This is a genomic window from uncultured Succinatimonas sp. (assembly GCF_905203285.1).
In the GTDB taxonomy this organism is placed as follows: domain Bacteria; phylum Pseudomonadota; class Gammaproteobacteria; order Enterobacterales; family Succinivibrionaceae; genus Succinatimonas.
In genome coordinates, this window is the sequence record NZ_CAJKVK010000004.1 from 39826 (window position 1) to 56053 (window position 16228).

At 42.4% G+C, this 16228-nt stretch carries 15 protein-coding genes; 11 read left to right on the forward strand and 4 right to left on the reverse strand.

Annotated features, from left to right (window positions below; genetic code table 11):
* On the forward strand, positions 1-1176 hold the full coding sequence (locus tag QZ019_RS01140; RefSeq protein WP_295481747.1) for an AI-2E family transporter: 1176 nt from the start codon (positions 1-3) through the stop codon (positions 1174-1176).
* Between the two features lie 67 nt (positions 1177-1243).
* Here QZ019_RS01140 and QZ019_RS01145 read toward each other — a convergent pair whose 3' ends face one another.
* The 3 genes from QZ019_RS01145 to QZ019_RS01155 all read right to left on the reverse strand — a co-directional run bounded on the left by QZ019_RS01145 (position 1244) and on the right by QZ019_RS01155 (position 4945).
* Entirely contained in the window at positions 1244-2272 is a 1029-nt protein-coding gene (locus QZ019_RS01145; protein WP_295481749.1) for an alpha/beta hydrolase, read from the reverse strand.
* Positions 2273-2383: 111 nt separating this feature from the next.
* A complete protein-coding gene (locus QZ019_RS01150) occupies positions 2384-3220 on the reverse strand; it encodes a tetratricopeptide repeat protein (protein ID WP_295481751.1) in 837 nt (278 codons plus the stop codon).
* 6 nt (positions 3221-3226) lie between these two features.
* The gene (locus tag QZ019_RS01155; RefSeq protein ID WP_295481753.1) at positions 3227-4945 is read right to left on the reverse strand and encodes a DUF3413 domain-containing protein; all 1719 of its coding nucleotides are present in this window, start codon (positions 4943-4945) and stop codon (positions 3227-3229) included.
* Between the two features lie 215 nt (positions 4946-5160).
* On the opposite strand from QZ019_RS01155, the gene QZ019_RS01160 reads away from it, so the two are divergent.
* From QZ019_RS01160 to QZ019_RS01200, 9 genes are all read left to right on the forward strand, one after another.
* A complete protein-coding gene (locus QZ019_RS01160) occupies positions 5161-6747 on the forward strand; it encodes a hypothetical protein (protein ID WP_295481755.1) in 1587 nt (528 codons plus the stop codon).
* Between the two features lie 99 nt (positions 6748-6846).
* The gene (queA, locus tag QZ019_RS01165; RefSeq protein WP_295481758.1) at positions 6847-7920 is read left to right on the forward strand and encodes a tRNA preQ1(34) S-adenosylmethionine ribosyltransferase-isomerase QueA; all 1074 of its coding nucleotides are present in this window, start codon (positions 6847-6849) and stop codon (positions 7918-7920) included.
* 11 nt (positions 7921-7931) lie between these two features.
* A complete protein-coding gene (gene tgt / locus QZ019_RS01170) occupies positions 7932-9041 on the forward strand; it encodes a tRNA guanosine(34) transglycosylase Tgt (protein WP_295481760.1) in 1110 nt (369 codons plus the stop codon).
* Positions 9042-9310: 269 nt separating this feature from the next.
* A complete protein-coding gene (yajC, locus tag QZ019_RS01175) occupies positions 9311-9661 on the forward strand; it encodes a preprotein translocase subunit YajC (protein ID WP_294566265.1) in 351 nt (116 codons plus the stop codon).
* Positions 9662-9712: 51 nt separating this feature from the next.
* The gene (gene secD, locus QZ019_RS01180; RefSeq protein WP_294566262.1) at positions 9713-11590 is read left to right on the forward strand and encodes a protein translocase subunit SecD; all 1878 of its coding nucleotides are present in this window, start codon (positions 9713-9715) and stop codon (positions 11588-11590) included.
* Positions 11591-11603: 13 nt separating this feature from the next.
* Positions 11604-12551: a protein translocase subunit SecF gene (gene secF, locus QZ019_RS01185; RefSeq protein ID WP_295481762.1), complete on the forward strand. Its 948-nt coding sequence runs from the start codon at positions 11604-11606 to the stop codon at positions 12549-12551.
* 10 nt (positions 12552-12561) lie between these two features.
* Entirely contained in the window at positions 12562-13569 is a 1008-nt protein-coding gene (nlpI, locus tag QZ019_RS01190) for a lipoprotein NlpI (protein ID WP_295481764.1), read from the forward strand.
* Positions 13570-13708: 139 nt separating this feature from the next.
* A complete protein-coding gene (locus tag QZ019_RS01195; RefSeq protein ID WP_295481766.1) occupies positions 13709-13858 on the forward strand; it encodes a hypothetical protein in 150 nt (49 codons plus the stop codon).
* 11 nt (positions 13859-13869) lie between these two features.
* The gene (locus QZ019_RS01200; protein WP_295481775.1) at positions 13870-14832 is read left to right on the forward strand and encodes an amidohydrolase family protein; all 963 of its coding nucleotides are present in this window, start codon (positions 13870-13872) and stop codon (positions 14830-14832) included.
* A 103-nt stretch (positions 14833-14935) separates the two neighbouring features.
* Here the strand turns inward: QZ019_RS01200 and QZ019_RS01205 are convergent, their stop codons facing one another.
* A complete protein-coding gene (locus QZ019_RS01205) occupies positions 14936-15265 on the reverse strand; it encodes an SMR family transporter (protein ID WP_040909248.1) in 330 nt (109 codons plus the stop codon).
* A gap of 158 nt (positions 15266-15423) precedes the next feature.
* Between QZ019_RS01205 and QZ019_RS01210 the strand changes: the two genes are divergently transcribed.
* On the forward strand, positions 15424-16228 hold an 805-nt coding region (locus QZ019_RS01210; RefSeq protein WP_295481769.1), incomplete at its 3' end, for an AAA family ATPase.

Sequence of the window (16228 nt, forward strand, 5' to 3'; positions counted from 1 at the left end):
ATGATAGAGCTGTTTAAAAACTGGTACCGGAGGCATTTTTCCGTTCCCGGCGCCCCTGAATTTGCCTGCGTGCTTATCGGCATTTTCATTATTATTTATTTTTTCATGTGGTTAGTCGGCCCCTTGGTGGTTGCTTTATGTCTTGCCTATTGCCTTGACGGCGCCGTATGTTTTTTCATGCGCCGTTTTCATATCGGCAGAAGATTAAGCGCAAGCATCGTTATGTGCTTGTTTATAGGATCTGCGCTGTTGGCGTTGATTTTAGTCGTACCGCAAATTATCAATCAGGGGATCTCTTTTTATAACATTATTCTTTCCATGGGTGCCGACGTAAGTCAGGCAATAAACGGTGATGCGGCACATTCCGATGAGTTCGTGATGTCGGTAAAAGACATTGATTTGCTTATTACTCAGCAAATTATGGATTTTGTCAGCACGCTGCCAGATCCGATCCCGTCAATGGTGGCTGAAAATACGGTATTATCGGCGCTTACTTCAATTCGTCTGCAGCTGATGAAAGCAACTGCGATGCTGATGCGCACGCAGCTGATGCCTTCCGTTTTTAACGCTTTTAGCTGGCTTATTTATTTAATTATCGTGCCGATTTTTACTTTCTTGATGCTCGCTAATAAATCGGCGCTGCAAAAACGCGTTTTAACTTACATTCTGCCTAACCGCCAAAATATCATTAAAGAATTTTGGCCGAGCATTAACTCGCAAATTGCCGGCTACATCCGCGGTAAAGTTGTTCATATCATTATTATCGCAATTGCCAACACTTTAGCTTTTAAAATCATGGGCCTTAATTACGGAACGCTGCTTGGCGTCGGGGTAGGGCTTTCTGTGGTCGTTCCTTATGTGGGCGCCGTGCTTATCGGTGTCCCGGTGGTTTTGGTCGCGATGCTGCAGTTTGGCTTTAGCATGACTTTGGTTTGGGTTTTGGGCGTCTATGTAATAATTCAGCTTTTAGACAGCAACGTTCTCACTCCGATGCTGTTTTCAAAAGCTTTGAATCTGGATGCTTTTTCCATTTTGGCCGCTATTTTGATTTTCGGCGGATTGTGGGGTTTTTGGGGAGTGTTTTTTGCCATTCCTCTTGCCACGCTTATAAAGACGATTATAAGCAGATGGCCTTCGGTGGATACAGCGCCTAAAAAAGTGTCGCTTAAAGAGTAAAAAGCTTATTAAAAATCGGTATGAAGCATGCCTCATACCGATATTACAGTTAAGAGAAAAAACTCAGTTACTTGCCCAGATGCTTATCAAAAAATACGGTCAGATTTTTGTAGTGATCCTGAAGCTCTTTTGCAGTAGGCGGCAAGCCTAAATAAAATTGGCAATGTGACTGGCCTTCATAAACGATAAGATTATTTTCAATTCCGGCCTCATTGAGTTTTTGCTGCATTCTTACCGTATTGCTTAAAAATAAATCACGGGTTCCTGAAACGAGTAAAGTCGGCGGAAAGCCCGTTACGTCGCCGTAAACCGGTGAAAGATACGGATCTTTTAAATCATTTCCCTGGGCATAATCGCGTGCGGCATCGTCAATCCAACCGTCGTAGCCTACAAGACTATTGTCAACGTGTTGGTTGGTAAAATAGGTGTCGCCGGTTTTAGTTAGGTCGGTCCATGGTGTGCATGGAGCAAGGGCTCCCGGCATCGCGACGTTGTTGTCGCGGGCTTGCATGGCAAGAACTAAAGTCATGCCGCCTCCGGTAGAAGATCCGAAAACTCCGATATTTTTGCCCGGGTATTCCTTTAATAGTTTTTTATAGACGGTAAATGCGTCGTCAATCGCGGCAGGGTAGGGATATTTAGGCGCCATTCTGTAATCTACCGCGACTACTTTGTATCCGCCGATACCTGCCATCATTATGCCTTCGTCAATGCCGGCAATTCCCGGATTTAAAACGTAACCGCCGCCGTGGATGAATAAAATTACCTTGGCTTTATGCGCGTCGGGAATACTAGGCGGAGTGAGAGTGTAGGTGTGGACATTGCCTATATAGCCTTCGTCAATGCTTACTTTAAAGTAGTCGGCCATGATTTTTGCATTATGGCTGCCGTATCGGTATGAAGAGTCAATAAGCGGGAACCATTCCTCTGCGGATTTGATATTGAATTTCCAGCTATTATTTACCGCGGCAATGCTTTTTTGCATGTCAACGCTTACGGTTTGCGGAACGGGAAAATCTCTTGATGCAGGAGCTGCCTGGATCATTCCTGAAAAAATAAGACCGCTTAATAGAAAAAAGCTTATTTTGCGCTTCATGTTATTTTTATCTCCTTGCAGCATTGTCACTATTCGGTACTGTAATACAAAAACAGCGCGTAATTAATGCGCGCTGTTGTAAATACTAAAGAAAGATTGAAAAATCGTACTTTAGTACATCAAAGTATAAAGATTGCGGCGATACTTGCTTTGCAGCGGATCGCCCTGCATCGTGTTTAAAATATCGATGATAAGTTGTTTAACTTGAGTATTGCCGGTGTCTTTTTTGAAGGCTTCAAATAAGAGATCTAAAGCCTGCTGGCGTTTTCCCGCCTCGCTTAATGCGGCGGCAAGCTGCTTTAAGATTTCCATATCTTGAGGATTTTCTTTATATTTTTCCTGCAGCAGCGCAAGCTCCGGGCTTTCTTGAGCTTTTAATGCCAGATTCAAGGCAGAAAGCAGATCCTGATAATCTTTGCTGTCTTTTTCTTCGCGAGTTGCCGTATCAATAAGTTCTTTGGCTTTATCCAGATTTTTCTGTTTTAAGCACAGTCTTATGTAGATGAATTTTGCCTGGCTGTTTTTAGGATTATCGCTGTAGACTTTGGCTACTTTTTGCAGCGCCGTTCCCAGATCTCCTGCAGCTTCCGCTTCTAACGCGGCACGGAGGTTAAGCTCCTCTTCAGAGGGCATATATTTATTTAAAAGCTCATTTAATTTTTCAGTTACGTCAGCTCCCTGCAAAGCGTCAACGGGGCGGCCTTCTTTAAAAACGATCAGCGCAGGAACGTTTCTTAAGCCTATCTGCATGGCGATAGCCTGAGCGACTTCTTCCTGAACGTTTGCCATAACGAGGCTTACGTACGCGTTGTTATCTCCTATGGCACTTTGTACCGCGGTCGTTGTGGCGGCGCATTCTTCTGCGTCAACATAAAAATAAGCAAAGACCGGTTTGGTCATTGAGGCATCGATTAATACTTCTTTTACGTTTTGAGCTGTAAGTTGCATTTATTTTTATTCCTTAAAACGATTAAGAGTGCGCATGGCGCGAATTAAGTTTTCAAGATTGGGTCTTATGCGTAAAGCTTTGCCGTTGTCTTCAATTAAAGCGCTGCCTTCGTCACTGTAAACAGTCGTATCTTTACTGCCGATAAGAATGATTTCAGGTTCATCGCTGACGATAAATCTGCGATCGCTTAACTCTTTTAGATTTTCGCCTAAAGAATAGTCGGCAGGAGCGGTGGTGACCTGCAGAATTTCCGTGGCGACAGTCGCAGGCAGATCAAAAGGCGAGCTTAATTTATTAACGGCAACGGACATATTATCGCTTCCGGGCCATTTGATGATAAGCGGAACATGCTGACAGTCGCGATTAAATGTCAAATCGCTTTTTATAAAAGGGCTGCCTGCTGCCGAGGTGACGATAATCATCGTGTCGTCATAATGATCGTTTATCTTAAGCACGTTGAATAAATCAACGATACGGCTGTCTAAAATTTTTAACTGCCAATCATAATCATTCTTGTTTTTCGTCTTAAATAAGTCCGATAACACGACGGTAGTCGAATAAGGACGATCATGATCCCAATCGGCAATTTGCTGCGCTGCTTTGTTTAAGGTTTCATTATCGTCAACCGCGGTTATTATTTGGTTGGCGCGGGCTCCGGTGGCCTTTTCGATGACGGAAGGATCAAGATCCGAGCTTTGGCTTATCACGAAGCGGCTGATATATTCCTGCGCTGCCATTTCTCTGAAAATGACGGGCTGAATATTTCTATTTAAGAAAGTATCTTTATATAAAAGAGGAACGCCGTAGCTTGAGGCAAAAAGATTGTCCTTTAACAGCTTGTAGGGCAGATAGTGCTGCTCGTAGCTTTCGCTTTGCTGCTTTAAAGACAAAAGGTAAGGAGTGATCTTGGGATCCTGCGAATCATAGCTTAAGCCGTTAATAAAAATGGTGACTATGTTTTGCGGTTTGCCAGAGGAATTGGAAACAATCGGCTGCAGCGGGTAATCGATAGCGCTGATGTTATTGGGTTTGGCACTTCCTTCAATCCAACCGTGGCTTGACAGGAATGATTTTGCGGTCATCGGGTAGTGCGCGGGGAATGCAGATCTTAAAATCGTGATTTTATCGTAACGGGTAGCGTCGGCCCAAATGTGAATGCAGTGAGAGCTGACGAAAGCGGCGATGAAAACAAGACTTGTTATTTTTACCCATTTTTTACTGCCGTTGCGGTAGAGATTTTTGGTGGCAAGTTTGGCAAAAAGCAGCTCAAAAGCAATTACGATGGGAATAGCTATAAAAAGGAAGTTGTAATTAAGACCGGTATTAAAGTCAAGTTCACGGAAAATAAGATTTAGTGCGGTAAGCGATAAATGGATTTTGACGTTTAAATATAATTTGGCGTCAAAAAGCAAAATTGAATGAAATAAAATGGCGATAATTACCGAAAAAACCCGGTAGTAACGGAAATTACCGATGAAAGTTAAAGGGAACAGAATAATAAGATAGGTAACAAAAGCCAAAAAGCCCATGTGCCCCATCCAGGTCACGATTAAGTAGAAAAATGCAGCAAAAGAATCGGTTGACGGAGCTGCGTAAACATAAGTAAGACCGATTAAAAGAGATAAGAGTACATTTAAAAATAAAAAGTGATGTCCCCACAGGGAAGAGCGGGAAACCTGTTCTTTATACGAAAAATTTTTTAAGTAATTTACCGAGTCGCTCATTGTCAGATCCAAAATAGCAAAGCTTTAACCTAGCATTGTAACTTAGATGAAGGCTCTTTTCTTAAGCTTTAAAGCTTAAAAAATTTTTTACATTTTAAAAATGGCTTGTTTATGCCTTTTGTAAAGCCGTTGTGTGCAATTTGCAGTGTTTTTGAAAAAAGTCGGTTTTAGCTTAAGCGACAATATAACTCTTTGTAAAAAATGAGGAGTTATACGTGAAAAACGCAATGCCGATAATTGTCGCCAATTATGCAAAAGCTTTTAATATAAAAGTAAGGATGCAGGGAAGCTATGCTTATACCGACGGCAGGGAAATAGTTATTCCGAGGCTTAATCTTACCGATGATCGCATAGCAAGGCTTGCATACGGGTATTTGGCGCATGAAGCCGCCCATGTACGCTATACGGATTTTAAAATTGTAAAAAGCATAAGAGGTAACTTTACTTTCTTTTCGTTATTTAACGTACTTGAGGACGCACGTATTGAGCGGCTTATCGGCAGGGAATTTATCGGGGTTTGGGAAAATCTTGAGTTTTTGCGCTCAAGTTTTGATGAACATTTAAGTGAGTTTTTAAATAAGCATAAACATCCTTTTACGCTTATCTTTTCATTTATTTCCTATTATTTGTGCGTAAAAAGTCAGGGCTTTGCCTCCCAAAGAAAAAATACCTTGTTATTGTTTAAAGAAGTAAAAGCGTTGCTTAGAGTCAAGGCGTTTTGCAAGCTAATTTTTTTAATCAAAAAGGCTCCTTATCTTAAAAGCAGCTCTGCCGTGCTTAAACTTTGTGAAGAGATTGGTGAGCTTTTGTCTTTAAAAGATTCTTATAAAAATACTAAAGCGCTTTCTCAAAGCGATTTGCAGGCGATAAACGGTAAGGACTTTTTAAAGGAAAGCAGATTTTTACGGGATGATAATTTATTTGCCAAAGTATGTTTGAATAAAACGGGAAAAGCCTATGTCGGAGCGGACAAGTCCGTTCTTTTAAATTATGAAGCGGTAAAAGATAACGGCTCTTCGCGTGATGATTTGGGAGTTGTCGGCCCGTGCGTATGTAAAAACGGAAATCCCCAAGCCGTTTTGGCGGCAGCGCGCGATCTTTATCCTTTAAAAAGGGCTTTGATGCTGTCAGCCCGCGCTTTTATCGATAGGAAGCGTTCAGGCAGGCAAAGTCATACGTATCTTGATACCAAACATTTATCAAGACTTTTTATGTTTGATGACCGATTGTTTTTAAAAAAAGAAATAGAGGAAGATTTCTCTACTTATATTCATGTCCTTGTAGACGTATCCGGATCGATGATGATAAAAGAAAAATCAAAAGGTCGGATGCGCAGTGAAATCGCCTGCAGCTGCGCTTATTGTCTTGCCAAAGCGCTTGAAGGCATCGACGGAATATTTTGTGAAGTGACCTTTTTCCCGGGATTTACGTCTGAATATGAAATTGCGCTTAAGCATAATGAAAAAGTAAGTTCCGTCATTGCAAGATTTGATCAAAAGCCCCGAGGCTCGACTCCTCTTGCTCAAGCCTTGTGGTATGCCTTGGGCAGGCAAAAAGAATTTTCCTTTAAGCGCAGTATCTTTATCGTAATAACCGACGGAGTCCCCGACAGTGTTGCGCAGACCGTAAGGGCTTTGGAATTTGCCAAGGAGCTTTCATGTGAGGTTTACGGTTTTGGAATAGAAAGTACGGCAGGCTGCGATCTTTTCACAAGCTTTACCGTGGTAAATGATATTGGAGAACTGCCTAAAGCCGTTTTTAATACGCTTTATATGATCTTTAAAAAGCGGAGAAATATATAGTTATAACTTGCCGTTCTTTTCGCTTTTTTACGTGCATTTTTTACCGTCACTATCACTAAAAAATGCTAGAATGCTCCGAGTTTTTTTGAGGTTAAGACAGTGTTACGCAGTGATTTTAATTTTGATTTGCCAAAAGAGCTTATAGCCAATTACCCAAGTGCCGAGCGCACCAAATGCAGAATGCTGTGCCTTGACGGCAACACCGGAGAGCTTTGCGATCGTACTTTTATCGATCTTAAAGATTTCGTAAAACCGGGAGATCTTTTAGTGTTTAACGATACTAAAGTAATTCCCGCCCGTTTGTACGGCACCAAGAAAACCGGCGGAGCTGTCGAACTTTTAATTGAAAGAATAACGGGACTTAATACCGCTTTGTCGCATATCAGAGCCAGTAAGGCGCCCAAAGCCGGAGCGGAGCTTTTTATCGACGGCGGATATGTTTTAAACGTAACCGGGCGTGACGGCGATTTATTTATGATTGAGACCGCTGACGGTTCGTCGCTTCTTGATCTTTTGGATAAGGTAGGACATATTCCTTTGCCTCCGTATATCGAAAGAGAAGACGAAGCTTTGGATAAAGATCGCTATCAGACCGTTTACAGCAAGGTGCCGGGCGCGGTTGCGGCTCCTACTGCAGGTCTTCATTTTGATAATGAGCAGATTGAAGAATTAAAGCGCCTTGGCGTTAATACCGCTTTCGTTACTTTGCACGTCGGCGCGGGAACTTTCCAGCCCGTTCGCGAGGACGATATCGTAAAGCATCATATGCATAAGGAATTCGTGCAGCTGCCTGAGGAAGTGGCAAGCGCGGTAAAGGCGACGCATGCGGCAGGTCATCGCGTTATAGCCGTGGGAACCACCGCGGTCCGTTCCCTTGAAAGCGCTGCATCCTATGCAAGAGAAAACGGACTTGGCGAAATCGCACCTTTTCACAACGACACCTCGATTTTCATTTACCCGGGTTATAAATATCAGGTGGTTGATTGCTTAATCACCAATTTCCATTTGCCTGAGTCAACCCTTATCATGCTGGTGTGCGCGTTTGCCGGTTATAAGAACACGATGCATGCCTATCATCACGCGGTTGATGATAAGTATAAGTTCTTCAGTTACGGCGACTGCATGTTTATAACCAAGAGAACCGAGCCGATGGATTTACCTCCTTCCGCTTAAAAGGATCACAGATGGAATTTAAAATTTTAGCTAAAGACGGCAAGGCCCGTCGCGGTGAACTTCATTTTAAGCGCGGAATCGTGCGTACCCCGGCTTTCATGCCCGTAGGAACTTTGGGAACCGTTAAAGGCATCCGTCCCGAGCAGGTTGAAGAATTAGGCGCAGATATTCTTTTGGGAAATACTTTTCATTTGTGGCTGCGCCCCGGAACCGATGTTATAAAGCTTCATGGCGACCTTCATGACTTTATGCACTGGAATAAGCCGATTTTGACTGATTCGGGCGGTTTTCAGGTCTTTTCTTTGTCAGGCATCAGAAAAGTAACGGAAGAGGGCGTTAAGTTTCAGCATCCTATCAATGGTTCGAGATTGTTTTTGTCGCCTGAGATTTCCATGCAGGTACAGCATGCCTTAGGATCGGATATCGTCATGCAGTTTGATGAGTGCATCGGACTTCCTGCCGACTATCGCCGCATGGAAAATGCTATGGAACTTTCGCTGCGCTGGGCAAGACGCTGCAAAGACGAGTTTTTAAGACTTGAAAATCCCAACAGCCTTTTCGGCATTATTCAAGGCGGAACCGATGAGGGGCTGCGCGAGCGTTCTTTAGAAGGGCTTACTAACATAGGCTTTGACGGGTACGCCATCGGCGGCTTAGCCGTGGGTGAGCCTAAGGATGTCATGTATAAGGCTTTAGGCCATATCGCTCCTATCATGCCGGAGGATAAACCGCGTTACCTGATGGGAGTCGGACGTCCTGAGGATATTCTGCAAGGCGTTTTAAACGGCGTTGATATGTTTGACTGCGTGATGCCGACGCGCAATGCCAGAAACGGGCATTTGTTCACATCCCAAGGTGTGGTAAAGATCCGCAACGCAAAATACGCAACTGATACTAGTCCGCTTGATCCGAATTGCGGCTGTTATACCTGCAGACATTTCTCCCGTGCCTATCTGCATCATTTGGATAAATGCGGAGAAATGCTCGGCGCTCATTTAAATACCATTCATAATCTTTGGTATTACGAGCATCTGATGCAGGGAATTCGCGACGCAATTGAAAGCGGAACGCTTGAAGCTTTTGCCGATAATTTTTACAAAACAGCTTGTAAAACCGTTTAATTCTTTGTCTTGCCGCCTTTTGTGCTGGTAATATAAGGAATCTGCGAGATGTGTTATACTTGTCGCAATTCACTCTTATACGGTCTGTGATTTAAAGGCGTCTTTTTTAAGGCGAAAATTGCAAAAACCGTAACTTTTTGCACGATAGATAGTAATATTATTCTTTGTGCATAAAGTTTCTTTCTTAACGAAAGAAAAGATGGTAATCAGCTGATAAATCGGGATTTAGAAATTCCGTAATTTTTAACTTTATTTAAGGTACTTGTACTATGTCTTTTTCTTTAATTCCTGCAGCTTATGCCGCTGAAGCCGCTCCCGCAGGCGGTGATATGAGCATGATGATCGTTCTTGTGATGTGTATGCTCGCGGTGTATTTTTTCGTAATGCGCCCGAACTCCAAGAAGCGTAAAGAAATGCAGAAATTGCTTGACGGTCTTTCCGTAGGTGATGAAGTTTTAACTAACGGCGGTATTGCCGGCCGTATCAGCAAATTGCCGGAAAACAAAGAGTATGTTCTTATTTCCGTAGCTGACGGTATCATTATTCAGATGAAGCGTAACTATATCGTTGCCGTTTTGCCTAAGGGCACTTTAGTTGCCACCGGTGCTGAAAGCAAATAATAAAAATATGCCGCGGCAGTAAGTCGCGGCTTCTTCTTTTGGGTAATCATCGTGCTTAATAAATTCCCTTTGTGGAAGAATCTTTTAATCGCAGTCATTATTTTGCTGGGATTCTTCTACGCACTTCCTAATTTATACGGTGAAGATCCTGCGTTGCAGATTTCCGGCACGCATGGAATCGAAGTAGATTCTACGGTTTCCTCTCAGGTTCAGACCTTGCTTGACGGCAAGAATATTAAGGGTGATTACGAACTTGAGAACGGTCAGTTGTTAATCCGTTTTGCCAACACCAACGATCAGATTTTAGCCAAAGACATCGTTTCAAAAGCGTTGGGTGATCGTTTTATTACCGCATTAAACTTAGCTCCTGCAACTCCTGCATGGATGCGCTCTTTAGGCATGCATCCTTTAAAGCTCGGTCTTGATTTGCGCGGCGGCGTTCACTTCCTTATGGAAGTTGATATGGACGAAGCCATGAGAAAGATGAAGACTCAGCTGGTGTCAGATTTCAGATCAGAATTGCGCAATGCCGATTTGCGCCTTGCCGGTGCCCGTACCGAAGGCGATGACGTTGTTGTGACTTTCCGTGATGCCGCTACCCGCGACGCCGCAGAGAAGCTGCTTTCCGATCATCATCGTGATTTCGTTTTCCAAAGTTATGATCGTGACGGCAGATATTTCATCTCCGCAAAGATGACGCAGCAGAAGCTTTCTGAAATCAGAACCAATGCGGTTGATCAGAACATTAATATTATTCGTAACCGTGTTAATGAATTGGGCGTTGCCGAACCTTTGGTTCAAAGACAAGGTGCCGATCGTATCGTGGTTGAACTTCCGGGTATTCAGGATACTGCCCGCGCTAAAGAAATTTTGGGCGCAACCGCCACTTTGGAGTTCCGTTTGGTTGACAGTTCCGCCGATCTTAATGCCGCGATGCAGGGCCGCGTTCCTGCAGGAACCGAACTTCATTACGATAAGAATAACTATCCCGTTGTCCTTGAAAAACGCGTTATCTTAACCGGCGATCATATCGTTGACGCTTCATCTTCAAGCGATGAAAACGGTCGTCCTCAGGTTAATATCAGCCTTGATTCCCGCGGCGGCAGCATTATGTCCGCCTTTACTAAGGACAATGTCGGTAAATCAATGGCAACTAACTTTATTGAATATAAAGTTATTCCTAATGAAGATGAAAATGCTCCTAAAGTAGGAGAGGAAGGATATAAGCCGCGTTTTGAAAAGGTTGAGCAGATCATCAATGTCGCAACCATTCAGACCCGTCTTGGCAGTAATTTCCGTATTACCGGCATTGACTCGGTAAAAGAAGCCCATAACCTTGCGCTGCTGCTGCGTGCCGGTGCTTTGATTGCCCCGATTCAGATCGTTGAAGAACGTACTATCGGCCCGAGCCTCGGTCAGCAGAACATTGACAGCGGTATGCAGGCTATGTTCTACGGCGTATTGTTCCTTGCCGTATTTATGCTTATTTACTATAAAGCTTTCGGCTTTATCGCCAATTTAGCGTTGATTTTTAACTTGGTATTGATTGTCGGCGTTATGTCTCTTATTCCGGGAGCGACAATGACGTTGCCGGGTATCGCGGGTATCGTCTTGACCCTCGGTATGGCAGTTGACGCGAACGTGCTTATTTATGAGCGAATTCGAGAGGAATTGCGGGCGGGAAGAACGGTTCAGCAGTCTATTAATTTAGGCTATGAGCGTGCTTTTGCCACCATCGCGGACTCTAATATCACGACATTCATTACCGCCTTGATCCTCTTTATGGTCGGTACCGGCTCAGTCAAGGGCTTCGCTCTCGTCCTTATGGTCGGCTTGGCATCTTCAATGTTCACCGCTGTCACGGCTTGCCGTGCCATCGTTAATATCATTTGGGGCGGACGTCCTAATTTGAAGAAGCTGAGTATTTAAGGAGGGAATGACTATGATGCAGTTTATTAAAGAAGGTGTCGTCATCCCCTTCATGAAAATCAAGGAGATTGTCGAGATCGGTGTCACTATTTTGGTTGTTGCCTGCATTGCCGTTATGGCAGTAAAAGGCCTTAACTGGGGCCTTGATTTTACCGGCGGTATCGTGGTCGAGACCAAGTATTCCGAGCCTATGGACTTGGAAAAAGTGCGTGAAGCTTATGCCAAGCAGGGGGTAGAGGGTATAACGCAGCATTTCGGATCTACAAGCGACGTTATGATCCGTGTGGCTCCTAAAGACGGTCTTAATCAGCAGATTGTCGCCGACAAAGTAATGACGGCAGCAAAGCAGCTTGATCCTAAAGCTACTTTAAGCCGTTCCGAGTATGTCGGTCCTGCAGTAGGTGAAGAGCTCGTTCAAAGCGGTATTTTAGCCATTGTCGTATCTTTGATTGCAATTTTGGCTTATATTGCTTTCCGCTTTGAGTGGAGAATGGCAACCGGTGCGGTTATCTCTCTTGCCTATGACGTTATCGTGGTTCTTGGCGTGTTCTCTTTTTGGCAGATTGAATACGATTTGACGGTTCTTGCCGCGGTGCTTACCGTTGTCGGTTATTCACTTAACGATAAGATCGTCGTGTTTGATCGTATTCGTGAAAATGCCAGCCGCATTTCACGTGATGTGAGCATGGAACGTCTTTTCGATATTTCCTTGACGCAGACTTTGTCCCGTACGATTATTACCTCAGGCACCACCCTGATTACGGTTATTTGCCTGCTGGTCTTCGGCGGTTCGCTTATCTTCGGTTTTGCGTTGGCCGTGACTATAGGTATCGTATTCGGTACTTTCTCGTCAATATACGTAGCAAGTACCTGGCCGCTCCTGCTCAAGATTCAAAGACGCCATGTCCTGCCGATGAAGATTGAGAAGAAGGAAACAGACGGCATTGAAACCATGGATTAGTAAAAAATAAATGGTTAAATCGTTGAAAATATTAAAGGCAGGAACCGAACGCGTAGTTCTTGCCTTTTTCTTATGCGCTGGTTTATGTTCCTGTTCTGTGCTTTCTTCAAAAGAAACGCAAAAAGAGGAATCTCCTTTTTTAGGAGTATTCAGCGTTCCTAAAGAAGATATCGTGATCGTTGAGCCTTCAAAAGAAAATCGCGATCGCGACCAGCTTATCGTGATTCAATTGTCGCAGATGCTTGAGTCTTCTCAGGTAAAGTCACCTTCGGCCCGCGCTGAAGTCTTTTATGATTTAGGAATTATTTACGATCGTTTGGGACTTGAAGCTTCAGCTCGCAGCATGTTTTTAAATTCTCTCTCCGAGCGCCCTGATTTTGCCCCTGCTTACAACATAATAGGCGTATATCTTGCGCAAAACGAGAATTTTCAGGATGCTTATGAGGCGTTTGATTCGGCTTTGGAGCTTGATCCTGACATTTTGTATCCGTTAATGAATAGAGCTATAGCTTTATATTATGCCGGACGCTATTCACTTGCCGTTCCTGACATGGAACGCTTTTGCGATGATGATTTAAACGATCCTTATCGTATGTTGTGGCTTTATCTTATAGAAAGTAAGACTCTTTCCCACGGGGAAGCTCTTGCTCATTTAAAAGACCGTTATCAAAAAGCTACAGTTGAAGCTAAAAACGATAATTGGGCCTTTAATGTCGTTGATTATTATTTAGGAAAGAAAAGCAAAAAAACTCTCATTGAGGAAATGAGCAGCAACGAAGTGCCTCTTGCGGAAAAGCAAAGCCGCTTGTGTGAAGGATATTTTTATATCGGAAAGGAATTTGAACGATTGGGGCAGGATAAGCTTGCTTACGATTATTTTAAGCTTAGCATCGCTACTCAAATGTACGGTTATCTTGAATACCGCTACGCTTTTTCCGAAATTAAAAACCTGCGCAAGCAATATGACTTTTTAGAGTATTCGGAACCTTCCCAAGATAATGAAATAGACTCCGAATAATTTAAAAAGTGTCGGTGCTGATCTACAAATTAAAGTAAGTCTTACAGTATATTAATCAAAAGCACATGACTGCGATACCGCAAGTTTGCAGTCATTTTTTTTAAATTAAAAAGCAGAAAAATTAACTGCTAAGGAAAAAATGATGCAAGCTGATTTGCTGTTTAAAAATGCTGAAATTTTCGATCCGGATACTTTAGAAATAAAACGCGGAGAATTGGCCGTAACCGGTACGGTCATCAGCGGTAAAGGAGAAAAGCTTGACTGTCAGGCTAAAAAGGAAATATCTTAAGTCCCGGCTTTATTGAACATCATTGTCACGTCTTTCCCGTAAGCTCGGTTTTAGGTATAAGCCCCGATCTCTTTTTCTCTTTAGGCTGTACTGCCGTAGTTGATGCCGGCAGCGCCGGTTTTGCTAATTTCAAAGCCTTTGCCAATGCCGCAGCCTATAGCATGATGGATGTTTATGCTTATTTGAATGCAGCCTCTTACGGTCAGGTTATTTTGGATTGCCCGGAAGATTTTAGAAGCGCGAAAATTCATGCTGATGCGATTAAGGAAGTTGTAAAGCAGTACCCCAATAGAATTCGCGGCATCAAGATGCGTTTTGATAAATCTTGTGCTCTTGATGAAGATAATAAATCACTGCAATTTTGTGCAAACCTTGCTCATTCCCTTAATTTGCCTTTATGCGTACATGTCACCAATCACGGCAGTACTTTTGTCAAAATTTTAGATCCGCTTGAAAAAGGTGATGTTGTCTGCCATGTGTACCAGAATCTGGGAGAGACAATTCTTGACGATAGCGGTAAAGTTCGCAAAGAACTTATTGATGCCCGAAATCGCGGCGTGATTTTTGATGCTGCAGATGAATATGTCAATTTCTCTTTTGATGTTTTAAAGCCTGCTGTTGAACAAGGTTTTTACCCTGACATTATTGCGTCCGATTTAACTACTCTTTCGGCTTTTAATAACCATGTTTACGGCTTGCCTTTGCAGATATCAAAATACCTTGCTTTAGGAATGAGTTTGCCTAAAGTCTTAAATTGCGTAACTAAAGCTCCTGCTGAGGCTATAGGTCTATATGGGCAAATCGGATCGCTTAAGGTAGGTGCAAAAGCCGATCTCACAATCTGCAAGCTAGAAGATCATGACTTTACTTTTAAGTCATACGATCATGCTTTTGTTAAAGGTGAAAAGCTTATTAAAGTATTGGCTACTTTAAAGCACGGTGCATTGCGTTTTGCCTCGTTTGATTATTATTAGAAGAAATTACTTATAGTTACGTTTTGATTAAGTGATAATTTAGCATTACTTAATATGCGATTTAGCTATTAAGTAATGCTATTTTCATATTAGAAGTGCAATGTTAAGGTTGAGGGCATAGTTTAAGTCCCACAACACCGATAACGCATAGACATATGAAGAATACTTGATACAAATTAATTTTTTCGTTAAACAGGAAAATTCCGGCAATAATGATCCCGACCGTACCGAGGGCGGTCCAAACAGCATATGTAAGACCGGCGGGAAGATAGCGCATTATATGGGCAAGTAAGGCCATATTAATTAGACTAAAAATGATTGGAATTGCTATAAAAAAGCGATTGAATGAAAAATACGATAGAGCTTTTAAACTGCAGCCCCAAGAGATTTCTGTTAATACGGCGATGATAAGCAAGCCCCAGGCAAGTAGCATAATACAATCCTTTAGGGCTCATATTAGTGAAGATTCAAAAGTTATGGAAACCCTTAGATAACCTTCAAATCTTTTTTTGCTGATTATACTTGTTTTAACCGCTAAGTCAATCTATTTAAAGAATAATGTAAACTATTAAAAAGACTAAGGAGTATTTCATGACTGATTTGACCAAACTGCCTTTAAGCATTACTTCATTTAGTCAGTTTGCTGCAAATTCGATGATCTACGTTGATAAAACGGATTTAGTGGCAAATCTTGCTCGTTTTAGAAATCCGTTTTTTTTATCCCGTCCGCGCAGATTTGGTAAATCGACATTAGTAAGCACTTTTCATGAGCTATTCTCAAACGGTCTTGATAGGTTTCAAGGACTTAAAATTGTTACCGACAATTTATGGAATGATAAAACCTATAAAGTAATTCATCTTGATTTATCTAAAATCAAGGAACAAAGCGGTGACGTAACTTTTAATGAATCATTTTTGCAGCAGCTTGATGATGCTTTTAGTCACAGCGGCTATGAAAATATATTAAATGAAAAGATAAAGACTCCTGCCAGATATTTGGATATAAGATTCAATCAAAAAGATATTACCAATCTGGTTTTGCTTATTGACGAGTATGATGCACCTTTAACCGCGCTGATGGGAGATAAAGAGGAATTTGAATCAAGAAGAAGGGTATTGTCCAACTTCTTCTCCACGATAAAAGCCTACTCAGGCAAATTTCGCTTTATTTTTATCACGGGAGTGACTCGTTATTCCAATACTTCTATCTTCTCTGCCTTTAATAATATTGAAGATATAAGTTTTAATCCTACTTATGGTGCTCTTGTCGGGTATACTCAGGAAGAGCTTGAGCATTATTTTAAAGATTATCTTGAAAACGCGGTAACGGAGCTTAATGATGATTTAGGTGAAGATAAATATACCTATGATTCATTAATTGAAGCTCTAAAATTAA

Coding starts and splice junctions, on each gene's coding strand:
- nlpI (WP_295481764.1), top strand. CDS start 12,562: ATGGTTAAATCGTTGAAAATATTAAAGGCAGGAACCGAACGCGTAGTT.
- tgt (WP_295481760.1), top strand. CDS start 7,932: ATGGAATTTAAAATTTTAGCTAAAGACGGCAAGGCCCGTCGCGGTGAA.
- secF (WP_295481762.1), top strand. CDS start 11,604: ATGATGCAGTTTATTAAAGAAGGTGTCGTCATCCCCTTCATGAAAATC.
- yajC (WP_294566265.1), top strand. CDS start 9,311: ATGTCTTTTTCTTTAATTCCTGCAGCTTATGCCGCTGAAGCCGCTCCC.
- QZ019_RS01195 (WP_295481766.1), top strand. CDS start 13,709: ATGATGCAAGCTGATTTGCTGTTTAAAAATGCTGAAATTTTCGATCCG.
- QZ019_RS01145 (WP_295481749.1), bottom strand. CDS start 2,272: ATGAAGCGCAAAATAAGCTTTTTTCTATTAAGCGGTCTTATTTTTTCA.
- QZ019_RS01155 (WP_295481753.1), bottom strand. CDS start 4,945: ATGAGCGACTCGGTAAATTACTTAAAAAATTTTTCGTATAAAGAACAG.
- QZ019_RS01140 (WP_295481747.1), top strand. CDS start 1: ATGATAGAGCTGTTTAAAAACTGGTACCGGAGGCATTTTTCCGTTCCC.
- QZ019_RS01205 (WP_040909248.1), bottom strand. CDS start 15,265: ATGCTACTTGCCTGGGGCTTGCTTATCATCGCCGTATTAACAGAAATC.
- QZ019_RS01150 (WP_295481751.1), bottom strand. CDS start 3,220: ATGCAACTTACAGCTCAAAACGTAAAAGAAGTATTAATCGATGCCTCA.